The sequence below is a fragment of the Leifsonia sp. 10N434 genome (genome assembly GCF_056394405.1).
This window is the reverse complement of record NZ_JBFTHV010000002.1, coordinates 594,889-617,970: the sequence shown is the minus strand read 5'-3', so window position 1 is coordinate 617,970 and position 23,082 is coordinate 594,889. Positions and strand designations below refer to the sequence as shown.

21 protein-coding genes are annotated in these 23,082 nt (G+C 70.2%); 19 read left to right on the top strand and 2 right to left on the bottom strand.

Annotation, left to right across the window (positions count from 1 at the left end; all coding sequences use genetic code 11):
• Position 1: 1 nt before the first annotated feature.
• The 10 genes from AC1DB1_RS08620 (at position 2) to AC1DB1_RS08575 (ending at position 11,829) form a co-directional block, all read left to right on the top strand.
• On the top strand, positions 2–970 hold the full coding sequence (locus tag AC1DB1_RS08620; protein WP_271178349.1) for an AAA family ATPase: 969 nt from the start codon (positions 2–4) through the stop codon (positions 968–970).
• 20 nt (positions 971–990) lie between these two features.
• Positions 991–2,358, top strand: coding sequence for a DUF58 domain-containing protein (locus AC1DB1_RS08615; protein ID WP_477200441.1), 1,368 nt, complete (start codon positions 991–993; stop codon positions 2,356–2,358).
• Entirely contained in the window at positions 2,355–4,718 is a 2,364-nt protein-coding gene (locus tag AC1DB1_RS08610) for a transglutaminase TgpA family protein (protein WP_477200440.1), read from the top strand. Before AC1DB1_RS08615 ends, AC1DB1_RS08610 begins: the two co-directional genes overlap by 4 nt.
• Before the next feature lie 55 nt (positions 4,719–4,773).
• Positions 4,774–5,280, top strand: coding sequence for an FHA domain-containing protein (locus AC1DB1_RS08605; RefSeq protein ID WP_477200439.1), 507 nt, complete (start codon positions 4,774–4,776; stop codon positions 5,278–5,280).
• 152 nt (positions 5,281–5,432) lie between these two features.
• Positions 5,433–6,947, top strand: coding sequence for a 3-isopropylmalate dehydratase large subunit (gene leuC, locus AC1DB1_RS08600; protein ID WP_271178353.1), 1,515 nt, complete (start codon positions 5,433–5,435; stop codon positions 6,945–6,947).
• Positions 6,947–7,546, top strand: a complete 600-nt coding sequence (gene leuD, locus AC1DB1_RS08595; protein ID WP_477200438.1) for a 3-isopropylmalate dehydratase small subunit — start codon at positions 6,947–6,949, stop codon at positions 7,544–7,546. The genes leuC and leuD overlap by 1 nt, the downstream gene beginning before the upstream one ends.
• The gene (gene murA, locus AC1DB1_RS08590; protein WP_477200437.1) at positions 7,543–8,913 is read left to right on the top strand and encodes a UDP-N-acetylglucosamine 1-carboxyvinyltransferase; all 1,371 of its coding nucleotides are present in this window, start codon (positions 7,543–7,545) and stop codon (positions 8,911–8,913) included. Before leuD ends, murA begins: the two co-directional genes overlap by 4 nt.
• Before the next feature lie 7 nt (positions 8,914–8,920).
• The gene (locus tag AC1DB1_RS08585) at positions 8,921–9,703 is read left to right on the top strand and encodes a lysophospholipid acyltransferase family protein (RefSeq protein ID WP_477200558.1); all 783 of its coding nucleotides are present in this window, start codon (positions 8,921–8,923) and stop codon (positions 9,701–9,703) included.
• The gene (locus AC1DB1_RS08580) at positions 9,693–10,835 is read left to right on the top strand and encodes an NAD(P)H-dependent glycerol-3-phosphate dehydrogenase (RefSeq protein ID WP_271178356.1); all 1,143 of its coding nucleotides are present in this window, start codon (positions 9,693–9,695) and stop codon (positions 10,833–10,835) included. The genes AC1DB1_RS08585 and AC1DB1_RS08580 overlap by 11 nt, the downstream gene beginning before the upstream one ends.
• Positions 10,738–11,829 carry a D-alanine--D-alanine ligase family protein gene (locus tag AC1DB1_RS08575; protein ID WP_477200436.1) on the top strand — a complete coding sequence of 364 codons (1,092 nt, stop codon included), beginning with the start codon at positions 10,738–10,740 and terminating at the stop codon, positions 11,827–11,829. The genes AC1DB1_RS08580 and AC1DB1_RS08575 overlap by 98 nt, the downstream gene beginning before the upstream one ends.
• A gap of 76 nt (positions 11,830–11,905) precedes the next feature.
• Here AC1DB1_RS08575 and AC1DB1_RS08570 read toward each other — a convergent pair whose 3' ends face one another.
• A complete protein-coding gene (locus AC1DB1_RS08570) occupies positions 11,906–12,433 on the bottom strand; it encodes a DUF3515 family protein (RefSeq protein ID WP_477200435.1) in 528 nt (175 codons plus the stop codon).
• Between the two features lie 24 nt (positions 12,434–12,457).
• On the opposite strand from AC1DB1_RS08570, the gene thiL reads away from it, so the two are divergent.
• The gene (gene thiL, locus AC1DB1_RS08565; RefSeq protein ID WP_477200434.1) at positions 12,458–13,459 is read left to right on the top strand and encodes a thiamine-phosphate kinase; all 1,002 of its coding nucleotides are present in this window, start codon (positions 12,458–12,460) and stop codon (positions 13,457–13,459) included.
• A gap of 20 nt (positions 13,460–13,479) precedes the next feature.
• On the opposite strand, the gene rsmD is transcribed toward thiL, so the two are convergent.
• Positions 13,480–14,049, bottom strand: coding sequence for a 16S rRNA (guanine(966)-N(2))-methyltransferase RsmD (gene rsmD / locus AC1DB1_RS08560; RefSeq protein WP_271178360.1), 570 nt, complete (start codon positions 14,047–14,049; stop codon positions 13,480–13,482).
• A gap of 48 nt (positions 14,050–14,097) precedes the next feature.
• Here rsmD and AC1DB1_RS08555 point away from each other — a divergent pair, with 48 nt between their 5' ends.
• From AC1DB1_RS08555 to rpmF, 8 genes are all read left to right on the top strand, one after another.
• Positions 14,098–14,838, top strand: a complete 741-nt coding sequence (locus AC1DB1_RS08555; protein WP_477200433.1) for a hypothetical protein — start codon at positions 14,098–14,100, stop codon at positions 14,836–14,838.
• Positions 14,835–17,036 carry an ATP-dependent DNA helicase RecG gene (locus AC1DB1_RS08550; RefSeq protein WP_477200432.1) on the top strand — a complete coding sequence of 734 codons (2,202 nt, stop codon included), beginning with the start codon at positions 14,835–14,837 and terminating at the stop codon, positions 17,034–17,036. Before AC1DB1_RS08555 ends, AC1DB1_RS08550 begins: the two co-directional genes overlap by 4 nt.
• A gap of 85 nt (positions 17,037–17,121) precedes the next feature.
• Entirely contained in the window at positions 17,122–17,604 is a 483-nt protein-coding gene (gene coaD, locus AC1DB1_RS08545) for a pantetheine-phosphate adenylyltransferase (RefSeq protein WP_477200431.1), read from the top strand.
• Complete coding sequence (locus AC1DB1_RS08540; protein WP_271178364.1) at positions 17,601–18,665, top strand: AAA family ATPase; 1,065 nt, start codon at positions 17,601–17,603, stop codon at positions 18,663–18,665. The genes coaD and AC1DB1_RS08540 overlap by 4 nt, the downstream gene beginning before the upstream one ends.
• A 3-nt stretch (positions 18,666–18,668) precedes the next feature.
• Entirely contained in the window at positions 18,669–19,982 is a 1,314-nt protein-coding gene (locus AC1DB1_RS08535; RefSeq protein WP_477200430.1) for a DUF58 domain-containing protein, read from the top strand.
• Complete coding sequence (locus tag AC1DB1_RS08530; RefSeq protein WP_477200429.1) at positions 19,975–22,245, top strand: transglutaminase TgpA family protein; 2,271 nt, start codon at positions 19,975–19,977, stop codon at positions 22,243–22,245. Before AC1DB1_RS08535 ends, AC1DB1_RS08530 begins: the two co-directional genes overlap by 8 nt.
• A 99-nt stretch (positions 22,246–22,344) precedes the next feature.
• Positions 22,345–22,872, top strand: a complete 528-nt coding sequence (locus tag AC1DB1_RS08525; RefSeq protein WP_271178928.1) for a YceD family protein — start codon at positions 22,345–22,347, stop codon at positions 22,870–22,872.
• Positions 22,873–22,874: 2 nt separating this feature from the next.
• Positions 22,875–23,078 (top strand): 50S ribosomal protein L32, encoded by a 204-nt coding sequence (gene rpmF, locus AC1DB1_RS08520; protein ID WP_271178367.1) that lies wholly within the window; start codon positions 22,875–22,877, stop codon positions 23,076–23,078.
• Positions 23,079–23,082 lie beyond the last annotated feature (4 nt).

The following is a 23,082-nucleotide window of genomic DNA, read 5'->3' as shown; positions in this document are numbered from 1 at the left end:
CGTGACGGTCACCCAAGAACAGGCGGACTGGTTCTCCGGCGCCTTCGCGCAGCTGGTCGCCAACGTCGACAAGGCGATCCTCGGCAAGGAGCACAGCATCCGGCTGGTCATCACGGCGATGCTGTCCGGCGGCCACGTGCTGCTCGAGGACGTGCCGGGCACCGGCAAGACGGTGCTGGCCAAGGCGCTCGCCAACACGATCGAGGGCACCCAGTCCCGCATCCAGTTCACGCCGGACCTCCTGCCGTCCGACGTCACCGGTGTGACGATCTACGACCAGAGCAACGGGCGCTTCGAGTTCCATCCGGGGCCGATCTTCGCCTCGGTCGTGCTGGCCGACGAGATCAACCGGGCGAGTCCCAAGACGCAGTCCGCGCTGCTCGAGGTGATGGAGGAGGGGGTCGTCACGGTCGACGGCGTGGGGCATCCGGTCGGGACGCCGTTCGTGGTCATCGCCACGCAGAACCCCGTCGAGCAGGCCGGCACCTACTCGCTCCCCGAGGCCCAGCTCGACCGGTTCCTCATCAAGACGTCGCTCGGCTACCCCGACCACGACACGACCGTGAGCCTGCTGCTCGACGCATCGAACCGGTCGCGTGCCGCCGCCATCCGGCCGATCATCGCCTCGGACTCCGTGACGACGCTCGCGCAGCTGGCGTCGGAGGTGCACACCGACGCGTCGGTCATGGGCTATCTGAGCGAGATCGTCAGCGCCACCCGCGCCGACAAGGACGCCGCGCTCGGCGTGAGCATCCGTGGCGCTCTCGCCCTCGCCAGAGCCGTCAAGACCTGGGCGATCGCGTCCGGGCGCACCTACGCCACTCCCGACGACATCCGTGAGCTGGCCGTGCCCGTGCTCGCGCACCGGGTGATCGTCGATCCCGAGGCGGAGTTCGCCGGCGTCACGGCGGAGGCGATCGTCGAGCGCGCCGTCGCGTCCGTCACCCCGCCCGCCTACCGCGCCGCCTGAACACCCGACCCGTCCCCGTCATGACCACACAGACTCCCGCGTCCGGCCGCCGCCGCGCGCCCGCGCCGTCGTCGCCGGGCGTGCCGTCGTCGCCGGGCGTGCCGTCGGCCCCGCACGTGCCGTCGCAGACCGGCATCGCGATCGGGCAATTGGCCGCGAGCACCCGCTCGCTGTCGTCGTCCGCCGCTGCGCGGGTGGCGCCGGCCTGGCGCGGGGTCGCCGGACGGCTCGCGCCCGTGTTCGGCGTCGTGACGCCGCTCGGCTGGATCGTGCTCGGCGGGGCGGTCGTGTCGCTGGTGGTCGCCGTGGTGCTCGGCTGGGCAGAGTTCGCGTTCATCGGCGCCACCTTGGCCGCCGCCTTCGCGATCGCGCTGTGCTTTGTGATCGGACGCTCGACCTACGAGGTCGGGATCGAGCTCAATCCGCGGCGCGTGGTGGCCGGCGACCGCGCGCTCGGCCGCATGGCGGTGCGGAACACCGGCACGCGGCCCGTGCTCCCGACGCGCATGGAGCTGCCGGTCGGCGCCGGCGTCGCGGAGTTCATGGTGCCGCGACTGGCGCCGGGTGCCGAGACGGAGGAGCTGTTCGCCGTGCCGACCGCACGACGGGCCCTGATCCTCGCCGGTCCCGCTCTCTCGGTGCGCGGCGACCAGGTCGGTCTGCTGCGCCGGACCACGCAGTGGACGGGGCAGGTCGAGCTGTTCGTGCATCCGAAGACCACACGGCTGGCCGCCACCGCCCGCGGTCTGGTGCGCGACCTCGAGGGCCAGACGACGAAGACCATCACCGACAGCGACCTCGCGTTCCATGCGCTGCGCACCTACGAGCCCGGCGACGACATCCGCAACGTGCACTGGCGCACGTCGGCGCGCACCGGCCAGCTGATGGTGCGCCAGTACCAGGAGACCCGCCGTTCCCAGCTGCTGCTGGCGTTGGACGCCGAGCGGTCGCACTTCGCATCGGACGAGGAGTTCGAGCTCGGCGTGTCGGTGATGGCGTCCGTCGGCTGCCACGTGATCCGGGAAGAGACCGAGATCGACGCCATCTGGCAGAAGCAGAGCCTGCGGGTCGAGACGCCGACCGCGCTGCTCGACGACTCCTGCCGCATCCAGCCGGTCGACGGCATGCACGATTCGCTGCGCGACTACGTGCGACGGGCGACGCTGCGCCTCGCGGCCCCCAGCCTGGTCGTGCTCGTCGTCGGTTCCGAAGTGCCGCCGGCGGAGCTGCGTGCCGCGGGCACCCTGTACGGCAACGACACCGAGGTGATCGCGATCCGTGTGCACGCGGCGGGAGAGCCGCGGCTCACCAAGCTGGGCTCGATGATGATGGCGACGGTCTCGACGCTGTCCGAACTGCCAGGGCTGCTGAAGCGGGCCAGCCGATGACCGCGACGACGACCAGGAGCGCACCGAAGGCGCCCTCCGCCCCGCAGACCGTCGACCGCCTCGGTGCGACGGCCTGGACCGACGTCGCGGTGCTGACCGTGCTCAGCGTGCTCGCCGTCCTCGGGTTCGAGCCCGCATTCGGGCACTACGCGTTCCTGCTCGCCTCCCTCGGCGGCATCGCCGTCGGCACGGTCGCCGCCGTGGTGTGCCGCCTGTTCCGGCTTCCCGTGCCGATCAGCATCGCGATCGCGCTGGCGGCCTACTTCGTGTTCGGAACACCGCTGGCGATGCCGGGTCAGGCGACGATGGTCGTCCTGCCCTCCCTCGACAGCCTCTCCGGGCTCGTCCTCGGTGCGGTGTTCGGCTGGGCGGACGCGGTCACGCTGCAGGCGCCCCTCGAGGCACCGCCCTACGTCGCCGTCGTGCCGTACTTCGCGACCTGGCTCGTCGCGCTGGTCTCGGTCACGCTGGCGTTGCGCTGGCTGCCCCGTGCGCGCTCCCGCGGCACCGCGCGGGCGGCGGCGGTGCTGATCGCGCCCGCGGTGCTCTTCGTCGCCGGCATCCTGCTCGGCACCCGCGACCCGTTCTTCGCGGGAGTGCGCGGCGTGCTCTTCGCCGGCATCGCCATCGTCTGGCTTGGGTGGCGGCGCGGGCGCACGCGCGAGCACTCGGTCGACGTCGCCGTCGATCCCGGACTCCGGCGGCGCAAGCTCGTCGGCACCGGCATCGTGGTGATCGGAGCCGTCGCGGTCGGCGCGCTGGCCGGGTCGGTACTCGCTCCGCCCGCCTCCTCGCGGTTCGTGCTGCGGCAGGAGGTCACTCCGCCGTTCGACCCGCTCGACTACCCGAGCCCTCTCGCCGGCTTCCGGCAGTACACCAAGGACCTCGAGAAGACGGAGCTGTTCACCGTCGACGGGCTGCAGTCGGGGCAGCTGATCCGGCTCGCCAGCATGGACAGCTACGACGGGGTGGTGTGGAGCGTCACCGATCCGAGCGACAGCACCGACGCCTCCGGATCGTTCGAACTGCTCGGCAGCACCATCCCGCGTCCGCCGCTGTTCACGCCGGGCGGCACGTCGGAGGCGACCATCGCCATCCGCCAGTACTCGGATGTCTGGCTGCCCACCCTCGGCTACATGACGCAGCTCGGGTTCGACGCGCACCGCGGCACCGACCCCTCCGAGACCGTGCGCGTGAACACCGCGACCGGCACGACGGCGATCACCAGCGGTGTCGGCGCCGGCCTGCGCTACACGGTCGACGCGACCGCGCAGAGACTGCCGAGCGACAAGACGCTGGCGAAGGTCGCGCCCGCCCGGCTCACCCTCCCTCCGGTCACGAACGTGCCCGACATCGTCTCCTCGAAGGCCGAGGAGTACGCCGGATCGTCGAGCACGGCCATCCAGAAGCTCCGCAACATCGAGCGCTCGCTCAAGACGTTCGGCTACCTGAGCCACGGGCGGGCATCCGACCCGGTGCCGTCGCGGGCGGGGGAGGGCGCCGACCGGATGACCGACCTGTTCGCGAAGTCGCCGATGGTCGGCGATCAGGAGCAGTACGCGAGCGCGTTCGCCCTGATGGCCCGCCACCTCGGCTATCCAACGCGGGTCGTGATGGGCTTCGCACCCAAGGTCGCCACCGGATCGACGACGACCGTCACCGGCAACGACGTCACCGCCTGGGACGAGGTCGCGTTCGACGGCGTCGGATGGGTTCCGTTCTTCCCGACCCCCACCAAGACGGATGCTCCCCGCAACCAGACGACGAGGCCGAAGCTCGAACCGCAGCCGCAGGTGCGACAGCCCCCGGCCGCCAATCCGAAGCCGCAGGATCTGCTGACCCCGGTCAAGACCAAGGACAACGAGCGCAAGCCGCCGCACTCCTCCTTCTCGCTGCCCGGCTGGGTGTGGGTGGTGGGAGGCGTCATCGTCATCCCGCTCGTGCTCTATTTCGTTCCGCTTCTCGTGATCGCCGCGCTGAAGCGACGTCGTCGGCGCCGGCGGGAACGGGTCGGGGCGGCCGACCGCCGTGCCGCCGGTGCCTGGGATGAACTGGCCGACGGCTACGCGGAGCTCGGGCTCACCGTCCCCGCGAATGCCACACGCCGGCAGGCCGCCTCGGCCTTCGAGCGTCAGGCGGAGGCACAGAACCTCCGGGTGCCGGACGCCGGTCTGGTGCCGCTCGCCGAGCGCATCGATGGTGCGGTCTTCGACGGCAGCGCGGTGTCGGACGAGCGCGTCGGCGACGCGTGGTCGCGCTCGGATGACGCGGTGCGCGAGGCCCGGCGCTCGGCCGGCTGGCTGCGGCGCCGCCTCGCGTCGTTCCGCTACCGCCGCGCGCGGAGGCGTCCGCGGCCGTAGTCCGCGGCGATCCGAAAGCGGTTCCGCTCGCCGGTGCGCGTCCTATAGTGGCCTGGTGGACTCGTCCGGTTTCATCGTTCCCCCGCCGCACCTGATCCCGCGCGAAGACACCGGAACCGAGACCGCGCGCGTCCCCGGCCGGGCCCGCGAGCTTCCCGTGTTCCTCCCGCCGGCCGCCGCGACGCCGACCTCGACACCGGGCGCGGTTCCGGCGGCCACGGCCCCCGCTGCGCGGAACTGGCGCCTGGTGCTGCCGGGCGGACACGTCGTCCCGTTGACGGGTGCGGTGCTCGTCGGACGCAACCCGGTCGCCTTCGGACCGTGGCCGGAGGCGGAGCTCGTCGCGGTCGACGACGCGGCCGCGTCGGTGTCCAAGACGCACGCGGCGTTCGAGGCCGGCTCCGACGCCGTGCGGGTCACGGATGTGCATTCCACCAACGGCGTCGTCGCCGTCTCGCCCACCGGAGAGGAGACGTCACTGCAGCCCGGAGTCGCCGCACCGGTGGCGGAGGGCGCCGTGGTGCGGCTCGGGCGCTTCGCGGTGCGGGTCGAGCGTGCCTGACGGGAACTCCCCGGCTCGGGTGATAGCCTGACATCGTGTTTCACGGTGTGCTCCTCCTTAGCTGCCGCGACGAGTCCTAGTTTCCAGGCCTCCCTCGTCGCGGAGTCCGTCGTTGGCTGACCACCGAAGCAAGCAAGGAGTTCACGAGCCTTATGAGTACCGTTTCCGAGCATCCCGTCGCCCCCGCTGAGGGAGAAGCCCTGACGCTCGCCGAGAAGCTGTGGCGCGACCACCTGGTGGTCAAAGGGGAGGACGGCTCGCCCGATCTCATCTACATCGATCTGCACCTGGTGCACGAGGTCACCAGCCCGCAGGCATTCGACGGCCTCCGGATGGCGGGGCGCCCCGTGCGGCGGCCCGATCTCACCATCGCCACCGAAGACCACAACACGCCGACCATCGGCATCGACCGGCCGATCGCCGACCTGACCAGCCGCACCCAGATCGAGACGCTGCGCAAGAACGCCGAGGAGTTCGGCATCCGCCTGCACTCGCTCGGCGACGTCGAGCAGGGCATCGTGCACGTGGTCGGTCCGCAGCTGGGACTGACCATGCCCGGCATCACTGTCGTCTGCGGCGACTCGCACACCTCGACCCACGGCGCGTTCGGTGCGATGGCGTTCGGCATCGGCACCAGCGAGGTCGAGCACGTCATGGCCACGCAGACGCTGCCGCTCAAGGCGTTCAAGACCATGGCGATCACCGTCGAGGGCGACCTGCGTCCCGGCGTCACGGCCAAAGACATCATCCTGGCGGTCATCGCCAAGATCGGCACCGGCGGCGGGCAGGGCTACGTGCTCGAGTACCGCGGCAGTGCCATCCGGGCCCTCTCGATGGAGGGCCGCATGACGATCTGCAACATGTCGATCGAAGCGGGTGCCAGAGCCGGCATGGTCGCCCCCGACGAGACCACCTTCGCGTACCTCAAGGGCCGTCCGCACGCGCCTGCTGGTCAGGACTGGGACGACGCGGTCGCCTACTGGAAGACCCTCGTCACCGACGACGACGCCGTGTTCGACGCCGAGGTGTACCTCGACGCGGCCGAGATCGAGCCGTTCGTCACCTGGGGGACCAACCCGGGTCAGGGCGTCTCGCTCAGCCAGAGCGTGCCGAACCCGGCCGACATCGCCGACGCCAACCAGCGGGCCGCCGCCGAGCGGGCGCTGGAATACATGGACCTCGAGGCCGGAACGCCGATGAAGTCCATCCCGGTCGACGCGGTCTTCATGGGCTCGTGCACCAACAGCCGGATTGAAGACCTCCGGGCCTTCGCCTCGATCATCAAGGGTCAGAAGAAGGCCGACGGCGTGCGGGTGATGGTGGTGCCCGGCAGTGCCCGCGTGCGCATCGAGGCCGAAGCCGAGGGGATCGACAAGATCGTCGAGGAGTTCGGCGCCGAATGGCGTTTCGCCGGCTGCTCCATGTGCCTCGGGATGAATCCGGACCAGCTGGCTCCGGGGGAGCGTTGCGCCTCGACCTCCAACCGCAACTTCGAAGGACGTCAGGGCAAGGGAGGGCGCACCCACCTGGTGTCGCCCCTCGTCGCCGCGGCGACCGCGATCCGCGGAACGCTCTCGAGCCCGTGGGACCTCGAGCACGACGAAGGCGGCGACACGCCTGGCCGCGACGGCTCGGATGCGCGCTTCGGAGAGAAGGTGGGTGCCTGATGGAGAAGATCACCACCGTCACCGGCGTGGCCGTACCGTTCCGCCGTTCCAACGTGGACACCGACCAGATCATCCCGGCGGTGTTCCTCAAGCGCGTGACCAAGACGGGCTTCGACGACGCCCTGTTCCACGCCTGGCGCCAGGATCCGGACTTCATCCTCAACCAGCCGCAGTACCAGGGGGCGCGCGTGCTCATCGCCGGCGCCGACTTCGGTACCGGCTCCTCGCGCGAGCACGCCGTCTGGGCGCTGCGCGACTACGGGTTCGCCGCGGTGCTCAGCCCGCGGTTCGCCGACATCTTCCGTGGCAACGCGGGCAAGCAGGGACTCCTCGCCGGACAGATCAGCGAGGAGGACGCCGAGCGCCTCTGGGCCGCCATCGAGGCGGACCCGGGAATAGAGGCGACGGTGGATCTGGTTGCCAAGACTGCAAGCGTCGGTGGGGTCACGGTGTCTTTCGACATCGACGATTACACTAGATGGCGTTTGCTCGAAGGGTTGGACGACATTGGTCTGACCCTGCGCGACGAGGCGCACATCACAGAATTCGAAGCCCGTCGCGAAAGCTGGCGGCCTAAGACGTTACCGGTGAAACTTTGAACTCACTTCTTCAGGACGCTCAAGCAGCAGGAGCCCGCGTCGGCCTCAAGGGCGACCGCATCACGATCAACGGCGGAATCCCGCTGCGTGGCCGCATCGAGCTCAAGGGCGCGAAGAACCTCGTCACCAAGGCCATGGTGGCGGCTCTTCTCGGCGAGGGGCCCAGCGTTCTGCGCGATGTCCCCGACATCAGCGACGTGCGCGTCGTGCGCGGACTCCTCGAGATCCACGGCGTCAAGGTCACCGACGGCACGGAAGAGGGCGAGCTCCTGCTCGACCCCAGCAACGTCGAGAGCGCCCACATGGCCGACATCGACGCGCACGCCGGCTCCAGCCGCATCCCGATCCTGTTCTGCGGGCCGCTGCTTCACCGGCTCGGCGAAGCGTTCATCCCCGACCTCGGGGGCTGCCGCATCGGCGACCGCCCGATCGACTACCACCTCGAGGTGCTGCGCAAGTTCGGCGCCATCGTCGACAAGCTGCCGACCGGCATCCGGATGACGGCCCCGAACGGCCTGCACGGTGCCAAGCTCGAGCTCCCGTACCCGAGCGTCGGGGCCACCGAGCAGGTGCTCCTCACGGCCGTCCGCGCCGAGGGCATCACCGAGCTGAAGGGCGCGGCGATCGAGCCCGAGATCATGGATCTCATCAACATCCTGCAGAAGATGGGTGCGATCATCACGGTCGACACCGACCGCGTCATCCGCATCGAGGGCGTCGACAAGCTGGTCGGTTTCAGCCACACCGCGCTGTTCGACCGCAACGAGGCCGCCAGCTGGGCTGCGGCCGCGCTCGCGACCGGCGGCGACATCTACGTCGGCGGCGCACGCCAGCCCGAGATGCTCACGTTCCTCAACGTCTTCCGCAAGGTCGGCGGCGCCTTCGAGATCCACGACGACGGCATCCGGTTCTTCCACCCCGGCGGCGAGCTCAAGCCGGTCGTGATCGAGACGGATGTGCACCCCGGCTTCATGACGGACTGGCAGCAGCCGCTCGTCGTGGCTCTGACCAAGGCCAAGGGCGTCTCGATCGTGCACGAGACCGTGTACGAGCAGCGCTTCGGCTTCGTCGACGCCCTCGTCGACATGGGCGCGACGATCCAGATCCACAAGGACTGCCTGGGTGGGCACGCCTGCCGCTTCGGGCAACGCAACTTCAACCACTCGGCTGTCATCTCCGGCCCGTCGGAGCTGCACGGCGCCGACATCGTCGTGCCCGACCTGCGCGGCGGCTTCAGCCACCTGATCGCTGCGCTCAGCGCGGACGGCCGCTCGACCGTCAGCAACGTGGGGATCATCAGCCGCGGATACGAGAACTTCATCACCAAGCTGGAGCTGCTGGGAGCCGACTTCGTTCTCGAAGGATAATGGGGTGGTGAGCCAACCCTCCTCAGAGCCGACGTCCGCCTCCAGGCTTCCCCGCAAAGAGACGAGCACGCCCTCGATCTTCTGGGTGCTGGCCGGGATGGTGATCCCGATCTTCAGCATCATCGCACGCTTCCGCATCGTCGACGGCCACAAGCTGCCACGGCGCGGCGCCTACGTGGTCGCCCCGAACCACTACAGCGAGATCGACCCGATCGCGATCGGGATCGTGAGCTGGAAGCTCGGGCGCATGCCGCGCTTCCTGGCGAAGGGCAGCCTCTTCCGGGTGCCCGTCGTCGGGTGGTTCCTGCGCAAGTCGGGGCAGGTGCCGGTCGAGCGTGCCGGCTCGACCCGCGGTTCCGCGCCGCTCTCCGTCGCGCAGCAGATCGTGGACGACGGGCGCATCGTGATCATCTACCCGGAGGGCTCGCTGACCCGCGATCCGGACATGTGGCCGATGCGCGGCAAGACGGGCGCCGCCCGCATGGCCCTCGAGCACGACATCCCGGTCATCCCGATCGCCCACTGGGGCACGCAACAGGTGATGGCCCGCTACGCGAAGAAGATCAGCTTCTTCCCGCGCAAGACGATCGACGTCAAGGTGGGGGATCCCGTCGACCTCTCGGCCTTCCGCGGCCGCAGCCTCGACGCCGCGACCCTCAACGAGGCGACCGCCGTCATCATGGACGCCATCACGTCGCTGCTCGAAGACCTGCGCGGCGAGAAGGCACCGGCCGTCCGCTGGAACCCCGCCGATCACGACCAGAAGGAGACGGGCCGTTTTGAAGGGTAGCTCTTCGCGCGCCGCCGTGGTCGCCCCTCGCCGGATCGCCGTGCTCGGCGCCGGGAGCTGGGGGACGACGTTCGCCAAGATCCTCGCCGACGGCGGCTCCGACGTGGTGCTGTGGGCACGCCGTCCCGAGCTCGCCCGCGAGATCAACGAAGTCAAGCGCAACAGCGACTACCTCGAGGGCATCAACCTGCCGCGCAACCTGCGGGCGACCTCGAAGCTGGGCGAGGCGATGCAGGGCGCCGAGCAGGTGTTCGTGTCGATCCCGAGCCAGACGCTGCGCTCCAACCTCGAAGCGATCGCGCCGTTCCTGGGGCCGTCGACGGTGGTCGTGAGCCTGATGAAGGGCGTCGAGAAGGGCACCGGGCTGCGGATGAGCGAGGTGATCGCACAAGGGCTGCCCATCGAGCCGGAGCGCATCGCCGTGGCCTCCGGGCCCAACCTCGCTCTTGAGATCGCGCGCGAGCAGCCCACCGCGGCCGTCGTGTCGTCGGCGAGCCTGGAGACCGCGCAGGCCGTCGCGATGGCGGCGACCAACCGCTACTTCCGCTCGTTCGTGAACACCGACGTGATCGGTACGGAGTTCGGCGGCGTGCTGAAGAACCTGATCGCGGTCGCGATCGGCATCGTCGACGGCGTGGGCTACGGCGAGAACACCAAGGCGTCGATCATCACCCGCGGCCTGGTCGAGATGACCGACTTCGCCGTGGCGTACGGCGCTGAGGCCGTGACGCTGTCCGGCCTCGCCGGGCTGGGCGACCTCATCGCCACGTGCGAGTCCTCGCTGAGCCGCAACAACACCGCCGGGCGCCTGCTCGGCCAGGGCTACAGCTTCAACGACGTGGTCAAGCAGATGAACCAGACGGCGGAGGGGCTCGCCTCGGTGGCGCCCATCCTGACCCTCGCCGAGGCCCGTGGCGTTGACATGCCCATCGTGCGGCAGGTGAGCCAAGTGCTTGCCGGTACGCTCGATCCGAAAGACATTGCGCCGCATCTCACCACGGATTCGGACGAACCCCAGGGTGAAAGGACTACGGATGACGGACAGACTCGCGGTCGCTCTTCTGTTTGGGGGTCGCTCAAGCGAGCATTCGATCAGCTGCGCGACGGCGGCGGGAGTGCTCGCCGCGATTGACCGCGAGAAGTACGACGTCATCCCGGTCGGCATCACCGCCGATGGAGTGTTCACCCTCCAGCCCGACGACGCCGCGCTGTTCGCGTTGAACGCCGACGATCTGCCGACGGTGCACGACAACGGCACCCGCATCCACTGGCCGGAGAGCGCCGCGACGCGCGAGCTGACGGTGACGCAGCACGGCGAGACGCGCTCGCTCGGCGACGTCGACATCGTGTTCCCGATCCTGCACGGACCGTGGGGAGAAGATGGGACCATCCAGGGGATGCTCGAGCTCGTCGACCTGCCGTACGTCGGCAGCGGCGTGCTGGCGAGCTCGCTCGGGATGGACAAGCACTTCACCAAGACCGTGCTGCAGCAGGCGGCCATCCCGGTCGCGCCGTGGCGCACCGTCAGTGCCTACGAGTGGCGGACCGATCCGGCTGCCGTGCGTTCGGCGGTCTCCTCGGAGCTCGGGCTCCCGGCGTTCGTGAAGCCGGCGCGTGCCGGCTCCAGCGTCGGCGTCAGCAAGATCACCGACTGGGCCGAGCTCGACGCAGCGGTCGAGACCGCGCTGGCCGAAGACGACCGCGTGCTCATCGAGACCGGCGTCGTCGGTCGCGAGGTCGAGATCGCCGTGCTCGGCGGACGGCCGGGCGAGGCGACCAGGGCATCGGTCGCGGGCGAGATCGTCATCTCGGGCCGGGACTTCTACGACTTCGCCGCCAAATACCTCGACGCACCGGGCATCGACCTGGTCTGCCCGGCCGACCTGTCGCCGGAGGAGCTCGCCACCATGCAGCGGCTCGCCGTGACGGCGTTCGACGCGATCGGCGGCGAGGGGCTTGCGCGGGTCGACTTCTTCCTCACAGCCGACGGTTTCGTCATCAATGAGATCAACACGATGCCGGGCTTCACCCCGATCTCGATGTTCCCGCGCTGCTGGCAGGAGTCGGGCCTCAGCTACCCGGCCCTCATCGACGAGCTGATCACCGTCGCCCTGGCCCGCGCCTGACGCTCCCGTTCATCGAGGGGCGGCAAACGCATCCACAAACTTCGTTTGAGGTGCGTTGGCCGCCCCTCAACGGGAGCTACTTCGTGGGCGCCGGGGTCGGCGTCGCGCCCGTGTCGAGAGTCGAGAGGCACTTGCGAGTCTGGGGGATGGTGGCGATCGCGCTCGCGAACTCGGGCAGCACCGCCGCATCCGATGCACCGGACACGTGGTCGATGACCACCTGGGTCGCCGGGGTGCGGCCGAACGTCTGGTAGACGAGCGTCTTCGCCGTCGGGTTCTTGTCGAGGTCGGTCATCAGCACCCAGTCGATGCCGTTGACGGTGATGCATGGCTTCGTGGTGGCGCCGATCGGAGGCACGCCGCAGCGCAGCAGCACGGCCGCCGGATCGCCCCACGCGCCGGTCGCCTGCGCGTTCGTCTCCCGCTTCGCCTTGTCGGCGACGGTGTCGGGGAGCCGTACGGAGATCTCGGCGCAACCGGGGTCGTTCGAGTCGGCGGCCGCCTCCAGCGAGACGGTCGGCGCGCATCCGGTGAGCGTCAGGAGGGTTGCGGTCAGCACGGGTACGGCGAGGAGCGTCGCGAGGGCGGCGTGGCGTCTGGGCATCGCTTTCAGGCTACCGTTTGATGCATGACGATGTCTGGGAGCGACGCCTCCGCGACCACCCTCGGCGAGGCCACGGAGCGCGAGACGCTCAAGCGCATCTTCCCGCGTCTCCCCGAGTCCCGCTCGACCATCGTCGGCCCCGGGGACGATGCCGCCGTGCTCGCGGCTCCGGATGGCCGGTACGTCGTGACCACCGACATGATGGTGCACGGTCCCGACTTCCGCTGGGCGTGGTCCGCACCGTACGACCTGGGCTGGAAGGCGGCGGCCACGAACCTCTCGGATGTGGCCGCGATGGGCGCCGTTCCGACCGCCCTGGTGGTCGCGATCGCCGCGCCCGCCTCCACCCCTGTCAGCGACCTCGAGGAGCTGGCGGACGGGCTGCGCGATGGCTGTGCCACGCTCGCCCCCGGCTGCGGCGTCGTGGGTGGTGATCTCTCCGTGTCGGACACGTTCACCATCGCTGTCACGGCGTTCGGCGACCTGGAGGGCCGGGCACCCGTGCTGCGCAGCGGTGCCAGGGTCGGCGATGTCGTTGCCGTGTCCGGGATGCTCGGCGTGGCGGCGACCGGACTCCGGCTGCTCTTCTCCGAAGCCGTCGACGCCGCCGGAGAACCGGATCGCGCGCGCTTCGAGCGGGTGCTCGCCGCACATCCGGAGACCGTGACCGCGCAACTTCGGCCGCGGCCGCCGATCGCCGACGGCCCGCTCGCGGCGCAGGCGGGCGCGACGGCGATGCTGGACCTCTCCGACGGTCTGGCCCTGGATGCGCGCCGGGTCGCCGAGGCGAGCGGCGTCGGCATCGATCTCGACCCCGGCCTGCTCGGCGACGACGTCGAGATCGCACTCACCGGGGGAGAGGATCACGGCCTGTTCGCGGCGTTCCCCGCGGGAGCCGGACTGCCGGGCGGCTTCCGCGCCATCGGCGTCGTCGTGCCGGGGGCCGGGGTGCTCGTCGGAGGGCGGCCGTTCGACGAGCGCGGGGGATGGGACCCCTACATCGGCTGGGACGGCCACGGCGGCTGAACGCGCCCGGCCCGGGTCTGCTACTGCTCGGGCTCCAGCCACCAGAGCGTCGTGTCGCCGTACGCCGTGCTGCGATCGAGATCGAGGCGCGGCGGAAGCGACGGCGCTCCCGAGCGCGTGCTGCGCTCGACGCAGACGATGGCGTGCGGCGACAGGCGCGGCACGAGCGCGGTCAGCACCGCGAGCAGTTCGTCGTCATCCACCTCGTACGGAGGATCGATGAACACCAGGTCGTAGGTCGACCCGGAGCCGGTGAGGAAGGTCTGCACCGCGGTCGCCCGCACCTCGATCGACGGCGCACCCGAACGCGGTGCCGCCTTCATGACCGCCGACGCATTCGACCGGCAGACCGCCGCGGCCTGCGCGTTGCGCTCGACCAGCATCACGCGCGACGCTCCCCGGCTGGCCGCCTCGAGGCCGAGGGCCCCCGAGCCGGCGTACAGGTCGAGCACGCGCTCGCCCTGCAGGGCGTCCCTGGCCTCGAGCGCGGAGAAGATCGCCTCCCGCACCCGATCGCTCGTCGGCCTCGTACCGCTCTTCGGAACCTGCAGGCTGAGCGATCCGGCGAACCCGGCGACGATACGAGTCATGGTCATCCGAGCCTAGCGGCGGGGCGCTCCGACAACGAAGATATGAAGATGGACGCACGACTCGACCAGAGCGAGCTCGACGCCCTGTGGAACTTCGACGACCCGATCGCCTCAGCGGAACGTTTCGCCCAGGCGGCAGCCGAACCCGACAGACCCGAGCTGGTTCGCGCGGAACTCGAGACACAGCGCGCCAGAGCGCTGGGCCTGCAGCAGCGCTTCGACGAGGCGGAGGCCCTGCTCGACTCCCTCGAGCCCGGGATCGGGCCGCTGGGGATCCGCATCCCTCTGGAGCGCGGACGGCTCCGGCGCTCCGCCGACCACCCGGCGGAGGCCGTGCCCTTCCTCGAGGAGGCCCTGTCGGCGGCCAGGCGCGACGGTGAGGTGTTCCTCGCGGTCGACGCGCTGCACATGCTGGCGCTGGCGGATCCGGCGCACGGTGAGGAGTGGACGGCGCAGGGGCTCGTCGAGCTCGAGGACGTGCGCGATGCCCGCACGCTGCGCTGGAGCGTCACTCTCCACAACAACCGCGGCTGGCAGCTCTTCGAGGCGGCGCGACCCGATGCGGCGCTGATCGAGTTCGCCGAGGCGTTGCGCGCGTCCCGTTCGGTGGGCACCGACGACCAGGTGTTCTGGGCGGAGTGGGCGCTGGCGCGCTGTCTGCGCGAACTGGGACGCACCGATGAGGCCTTCGAGCTCCAGACCAGGCTGGCCGCCGCCCGGCCGGAGGATCCCTTCGTGGCGGACGAGCTCGCTGCGCTGACGGTCGTGCCGCATACGATCGAACCATGAGTTCCGTCTCCGCCCCGGCCGTCGAGGGCGCTGTCACCCTTGATTCCAAGCTGAGCGGCGTGCTGGGCGGCCGCACGGCCACCGCCTTCGAGAAGGCGTTCGGGATGCGCACCGTCGCCGACCTGCTCAGCCACTACCCGCGCCGCTACGCCCGTCGCGGAGAGCTCACCGCCCTCGCGAACCTGCCGATCGACGAGAACGTCACGATCGTCGCCGAGGTGCTGCGGGTGCAGGAGCGCTCGATGCGCGCACGTCGCGGCTCGATCCTCGAGGTCAAGATCTCCGACGGCGAGGGCATCCTCACGCTGACCTTCTTCAATCAGGCCTGGCGCGCCAAAGACCTGGTGCCCGGAGTGCGCGGCATCTTCGCCGGCAAGGTCTCCGACTATCGCGGCGCGCTCCAGCTGGCGCATCCGGACTACGAGCTCTTCGAGGCCGACGACAGCGCTGCGCTGGCCGCCGGCACTGCGGCCGCACAGAACTGGGCGCAGATGCCCATCCCGATCTACCCGGCGACCGGAACGGTGGCGAGCTGGCAGGTGCAGAAGGCCGTCGCGCTGGCCCTCGACGCCCTCGGCGCGGTGGCCGATCCCGTGCCCGACGAGGTGGCGAGGGAGCGCGGGCTGCTGACCTTCCGAGATGCCCTGGAGCGCATCCACCGCCCCGAAAAGGATGCGCACTGGCAGCGCGCCCGCGACGCGCTGCGGTTCCAGGAGGCCTTCGTACTGCAGTCGGCCCTCCTTCAGCAGCGGGCCGCGTCGCGCGCCACGGCGGCGACACCTCGTTCGGCGACCCCTGGCGGTTTCCTCGAGCGCTTCGACGCCGCCCTTCCCTTCGAGCTGACCGACGACCAGGCCGCCGTGGGCGGCGAGATCTCCCGCGACCTCGCCGACACCGCACCGATGAACCGACTGGTGCAGGGCGAGGTGGGCTCCGGAAAGACGCTCGTGGCGTTGCGGGCCATGCTCGCCGTCGCCGACTCGGGCGGCCAGGCCGCGCTGCTGGCCCCGACCGAGGTGCTCGCCGGTCAGCATCTGCGGTCGATCGTGAAGGTCCTCGGCCCCGACCTCGCCGCACAGCTGATGCCGACCCTGCTCACCGGGCAGCTCTCGACCGCCGAGCGCAAGAAGGCCCTCCTGCGCACCGTCTCCGGCCAGGCCCGCATCGTGGTCGGCACGCACACACTGCTCGGCGACGCCGTGACCTTCTACGACCTCGGGCTCGTCGTCGTCGACGAGCAGCACCGTTTCGGGGTGGATCAGCGCGAGGCCCTCCGGGCCAAGGGAGGGACGCCGCCGCATGTGCTGGTGCTGACGGCCACGCCCATCCCGCGCACCGTCGCCATGACGGTGTTCGGCGACCTGGACGTGTCGACGATCGCGCAGCTTCCCGCCGGCCGGCAGGGGATCGAGAGCTTCGTGGTGCCGCTCGCCGACCGGCCCGCCTGGGAGCGCCGCATCTGGGAGCGCGCCGCCGAGGAGATCGGCAAGGGGAGGCAGGTGTTCGTCGTCTGTCCCGCCATCACGGGTAAGGACGCGGAGGACGACGGTGAGGAGGCGGAGCCGGAGGAGGGGCCGGCGCGACCGATCGCCAACGTCGAGTCCGTGATCGCCCAGGTGCGCGCCGACCCCCTGTTCGCCGACGCGAGGATCGGGATGCTGCACGGCAAACTTCCCTCCGACGTCAAAGACGAGGTGATGCGCTCCTTCGCCGCCGGACAGCTCGACCTGATCGTCGCGACCACCGTGATCGAGGTCGGTGTCGACGTGCCGAACGCCTCCGCCATGGTCATCCTCGACGCCGATCGCTTCGGCGTCTCGCAGCTCCACCAGCTGCGCGGCCGCGTCGGCCGTGGCGGCGTGCCCGGGCTGTGCCTGATGGTCACCAGCGCCGAGCAGGAGACCCTGGCGCGGGAGCGCGTCGAGGCCGTGGCCGGCACCATCGACGGCTTCGAGCTCGCCAACATCGACCTGGAACTGCGACGCGAGGGCGACGTGCTCGGCAGCAGGCAGTCCGGCGGGCGATCGTCGCTGCGGCTGCTCCGGGTGGCCAGCGACGGCGAGCTCATCGCGGAGGCTCGTGTGGCGGCGCAGGAGACGCTGGAGACGGACGGCGGGCTCGCGGCGCATCCGGCGCTGGCCGCCGCCCTCGCGCGCCGCCTCGACGAGAGCGAGCGCGCGTTCCTCGCCAAATCCTGACGACCGGACGGCGTGACGTGCCCGCAACAATTCGGTAACGGATTCACAACGAAATGCCGGGATCAGCGGGATAGTCTGAAGGTCTATGAACAGGATCGCCGTTGTCCCTGGATCGTTCGACCCGGTCACCCTCGGGCATCTCGACGTGATCGAACGTGCCGCGCGCCTGTTCGACGAGGTGCACGTGCTGGTGGTCCACAACCCCGACAAGTCCGCGCTGCTGCCCATCGCGCAGCGCGTCGCCCTGCTGGAGCGGTCCATCGAAGACGCCGGCATCGCCGGCAACATCGTGGTCGCCTCGTGGAGCGTCGGCCTCCTGGTCGACTACTGCACGGATGTCGGTGCGCACGTGCTCATCAAGGGCATCCGCTCCCAGATCGATGTGGCCTACGAGACCCCGATGGCCATCGTCAACCGAAACCTCGCGGCGGTCGAGACGATCTTCCTCCTCCCGAATCCCGCGAACGCCCACGTCTCCAGTTCGCTCGTGCGCCAGGTCTCGGCGCTCGGCGGCGACGTGAGCCCGTACGTCCCCACGGCCGTCTACGAATACCTGCGGGAGACATGAACAGTTACGCGACACGTCAGCCGACGGAGTCCTCCGTCGCCAGCGACGAGGAGACCGGCCAGGCATCGGTCGCAATGGATCTCGAGGAACTGCGCCGCGCCGCCGCGCAGATCACGGCGAACGTCGAGTCGGTGATCGACGGCAAGCACGATGCCGTGCAGACCGCCTTGACCGTGCTCCTGGCCGAGGGCCACCTGCTCATCGAGGACGTGCCGGGCGTCGGCAAGACGATGCTCGCGAAGTCGCTGGCCAAGTCGGTGGACTGCACGGTCAGCCGCATCCAGTTCACCCCAGACCTCCTGCCGAGCGACGTGACCGGCGTCTCCGTGTACAACCAGGCGGAGCGGCGCTTCGAGTTCAAGCCCGGCGCGGTGTTCGCCAACATCGTGATCGGCGACGAGATCAACCGCGCCAGCCCGAAGACGCAGTCGGCGCTGCTCGAGTGCATGGAGGAGCGTCAGGTGACGGTGGACGGGTCGACGTACCCGCTGTCCGCTCCGTTCATCGTCGTGGCGACGCAGAACCCGGTGGAGATGGAGGGCACGTACGCGCTTCCGGAGGCCCAGCGCGACCGGTTCATGGCCCGCATCGCGATGGGCTATCCCGACGACGACTCCGAGCTCGCGATGCTGAACACCCGCGACACGTCGAGCCCGCTGTCGCGCATCGGGCCGGTGGTGACCTCGGAGGAGCTGCGGGCGATGATGACGACGGCCAGGAGCGTGTTCGCCTCGACGCCGGTGAAGCAGTACGCCGTCGACCTGGTGCGCGCCACCCGCGAGGATCGCGACCTGCGCCTCGGCGCGAGCCCGCGGGCAACGCTCCAGCTGGTGCGGGCGGCCAAAGCGAAGGCCGTGCTCGACGGCCGTGACTTCGTGCTCCCCGACGACATCGACGCCCTCGCCGTGCCCGTGCTCGGCCACCGTCTGCTGCCGACCAGCCGCGCTCTCGGCCACCATCACGAGAGCGCTCCCGTCATCGCGGACATCGTGCGCCGCATCGTGGCGGCCACCCCCGTGCCGGTCGGCTCGGGCGCGATCGGTTCCGGCCGGGCGGACTGACCCATGGCCCGGCGACAGCGCTCATCGTCGCCGCTGCGCAAGCCGCGGCCGACGTCTCGGGGCTGGGCGCTGTTCGGCGTCGGGGTCGTCGCGCTGATCGCCTCCGCGACGCTCGGCCGCACCGACGTGCTCTTCGTCGGGCTGTTCCTCACGGTGCTGCCGCTGGCGGCGATGATCTCGGTGACCGTCGATCGTCCCCGGCTGACGGTCACGCGCAGTTTCCATCCGGACATCGTCGGGGTGGGTGAGACGGCGACGGTGGTGACCACCGCGCGCAACGAGTCGGCGAGGCCGAGTCCTGCCGCCCTCTGGCGCGAGTTCGCCCCTCCGGCGGTCGGGGTGCAGGAGGCGGCGCCGTTCCCGCGGCTCGGCGGCCATCAGCCCAACGTCACGCACGGCCGTGACACGGTGGTGCTACGCCAGGACGTGCGCGCGCGTCACCGCGGTTCGCACGCCGTCGGGCCGCTCATCGTCAGCCGTACGGACCCGTTCGGGCTCGCGTACGCCGAGTACGCGCTCGGGCAGCCCCGGCAGTTCGTGGTGACACCGCGCGTCACGGCCCTCCCGGGAGGGGATCTCGACGTCGCACGCAGTGAGGGCACAGAGCACGAACTGCTGCGGCACAGCATCCCGAGCGCCGACGAGCTGATCGCGCGCGAATACCGGCCGGGCGACCCGCTGCGGCGGGTCCATTGGCGGGCGACGGCGCGCCACGACAAGCTGATGGTGCGTCAGGAGGAGCGACGCAGCAACCCGGAGGCGTGGATGCTCTTCGACAGCCACACGGGCGCGGGCGATGACGCGGAGTTCGAGACCCTCGTCGAACTCGTCGCGTCGGTCGGCGTGCATCTGCTCGACGCGGGCTTCGTGGTGAGCGTGGTCGAGACGGGTCCGCGTCAGCTGTCGGGTCGCTCGGGTGCAGGACGCACGGGCACCCTCGGCTCGGCGACGCCCACCTACGACGTCGGCAGCGCCGATCGGCTGCTGCTGGCCGACCTGGCCGCGGTCGAACAGAGCGCGGAAGGGCGTGACGACGCCGTCGCGGAGCTCGCCGCGGGCCTCCGTCGGTCCGGCCGCGCCGTTCCCGTCTTCGCGATGCTGCTCGGCGGCTCGCTCGAGGAGCTCGGGGCCTTGGCGGCGGTGCGTTCCATGTGCGACCCGGCGGTGGCGTTCATCGCTGCGTCGTCGCCGCCTGCGGTGGGCGACGTTCTCGCCGATGCCGGATGGCTCTGCGTTCCGTTCCGCGCCGGCGACGACCCGGCCGACGCCTGGCAGCAGGCGCTCGCACGCCAGCGGGCGGGAGCGCAGCGTGGTTAGCGAGAGTGCGATCGGAGCGGCCGTCCTCCCGCGCGAGCGAGCGAGGCGCATGGGGTACTGGCGGCTGACGGGCGCGCTCCAGCTCCAGGTGCTCGCCGTGAGCTTCGCGCTGATCGGGCTGATCGAGGGCGCCGGCTGGTGGTTCCTGCTCATTTTCTCGTCGGCGCTGATCCTCGTCGCCGGCGCGGGCCTGCGCATGCTCGGAGTACCGCGCCGCCTCGTGCCGCTGCTGCAGCTCGTCGAGTTCGCGATCATCATGACGGTGGGCTTCGGCAAAGGCACCGGTCTGCTCGGGCTCTTCCCGACACCGGCGACCTTCGTGCACTTCGGGGACATCGCGCAGCAGGCGATGCTCTCCATCTACCAGCAGGGAACGCCGTCACCGGCACTGCCGGAGTTCATGTTCCTCGTGGTGGGCGGCGGCTGCCTCCTCGCCCTCGTGATCGACACCCTGGCGATCGCCTTCCGCATCCCTGCTTTCACTGCCCTCGGCGTCGGCCTGGTGCTTGTCGTGCCCGGCGCGCTGCTCGGCGACGGCCTGGACCCCTTCGCGCTGGCGACGAGCGCAGCCGCCTTCCTCTGGCTGCTGCGCTGCGACGTGCGAACCCGACGCCCGGCGACGCCGCGCCCGACCGCATCGCTGTCGATCGCAGCGTCGTCGGTGGCGGTCGCACTGATCCTCGCGGGCACCGCCCCCGGCTTCGACCGCGGCGGAGCGACCTCGTTCACGGCCGGCGGCATCTCGATCGGCGGCACGGTCACGCCGCTGATCGACCTCGGCCGCGATCTGCGGCGTCCTGCCGCCGTGCGCGCGTTGACCTACACGACCACGGCGACGACCGGCCAGTACCTCAAGCTCGCGTCCCTCGATCAGTTCACCGGGTCCGTCTGGAAGCACAGGGAGCGGGACACGAAGCGGCTGCCGGCCGGCAACACGATCGGTCCCGTGTTCGGGCTCTCCGACACCGTGAAGACGACCAAGATCACCACGAGCGTCCAGATCGACAACATGCAGAGCCGCTGGCTGCCCGTGCCGTATCCGGTGCAGGGCATCAAGGGTCTCAACGGCACGTGGTCGTGGGACCCCGACGATCTCACCATCGGCGGCGTGAACACGAGCACGCAGGGGCAGAACTACACCGCGACCAGCCTGGTGCTGCAGCCGACGGCGGCGCAGCTGCAGGCCGCGGGCGGCTTCGTGCCGGCCAGTGTGCAGCGGGATCTGTTCCTGCCCCCGAATCTGCCGTCGATCATCACCACGTCGGCCCTCGCCGCCACGAAGGGCTCGGTCTCGGAATACGACAAGGCGGTCGCGCTGCAGGACTACTTCCGCGACAACGACTTCGTGTACTCGACACAGACCCCGCTGAAACAGGGCTACGACGGCGATGGCGCGCGGGTGATCGCCCGTTTCCTCGAGGTGAAGTCCGGATACTGCGTGCACTTCGCTTCGGCGATGGCACTGATGGCGCGCACCATCGGCATCCCGTCGCGCGTCGCTGAAGGCTACCTGCCGGGGGCGACGAACGGCGGAACCGCCAACAACCCCGGACAGTACACGGTGACGAGCGACGACCTGCACGCCTGGCCCGAGCTGTACTTCGCCGGAGTCGGCTGGGTGGCCTTCGAGCCGACGGTGGGGCGCGGGACCATCCCGAGCTACACGCGACCGGAGTCCCAGATCGCACCGAACGCGCCGGTGCCGCAATCGTCGTCGTCCTCGCAGGCGCAGCGCCTGGTGCCGACCGATCCCGCCAACCAGCGCGGCGCGACCGGGGTGACGGCGACCGCGCCGCTCCAGCCGGTGCTCTCGGGCGTCGGTGTCGCCCTGCTGGTCGTGGCGCTCCTCCTCACGCCGGCCGTTCTGCGCCGCATCCGGCGCCGCAATCGACTGAGACGGCTCACGGACGAATGGGGCGGGGCGTCCGTCGCGTGGGACGAGTTGCGCGACACGGCCCGTGATCTGGGCTGGGCCGTGCCGGACACCGAGACACCGCGCGTCTTCGCGGGACGGATCGCCGAGGCGGTGTCCGGCACGCCGGGCCACGATGCCGTGCTCCGCCTACTGGCGGTGCGCGAGCGGGACGCCTTCGGGCCGCCGACACGCGCGACGGCGGTCGGGCTCGCCGACGATCTGGAGCGGGTCCTGACGGCCCTCGAGGCGCAGGCGGGGCGGGCGCTCCGGTTGAAAGCCGCCCTGATTCCGGTCTCGCTCATCCCGCCCACCTGGACGCCAGCCCAGAGTGCGCGCGGATCTGCCTGAGAACCGGTTCCGATCCGCGTAAAATGGTTGACCGTGACCAAGTTCAAGACCACCCCGTACACGGTCAATGTGTACGATCTCATCCACCGCCCGGGGGAGATGCGCGAGCAGACCATCGTGCTGCCCGTGGCCGACAAGCTGGGCGAGGGGCTGCTGAGCGTTCCCGAGGGTGCGACCATCGATCTCGACCTCCGGCTGGAGTCGATGCACGAGGGCATCCTGGTCTCCGGGGAGCTCACGAGTGAGGCCGTCGGGGTGTGCGGACGCTGCCTGATCGACATCGCTCAGCCTGTCGAAGTCGATTTCCAGGAGCTTTTCGCGTATTCTTCTGACGAAGCTTTTGATTTTGAGGTTCACGACGACCACGTGGATCTTGAACCTCTGATCAGGGACGCGGTAGTGCTGGCACTGCCGTTTCAGCCGGTGTGCCGGCCAGATTGCCCCGGACTCGACCCCGAGACCGGAGAACGGCTGGCGGATGTACCGGACCGCAAACCCCAGGAAACCACCGATACGCGGTGGTCTGCGCTTGCGGCTTTCCAGGCTTCCGACACCGGTGCTGGTCCCGCCAGTACCTTGACGCAGGATGTTCCTGCCGACATCGACAGAAACAGAGAAGAGAGATAGTCATGGCTGTTCCGAAGCGGAAGAAGTCACGCGCCAACACGCACGCTCGTCGTTCGCAGTGGAAGGCCGAGGTCCCCACGCTCGTCAAGACCATCGAGGGTGGCAAGGTCACCTACAGCCTGCCGCACCGCGCCAAGGTCGTCGAGGACTCCGCAGGCACCGCCCTGTTCCTCGAGTACAAGGGCCGCAAGGTCGCCGACGTCTGATTTC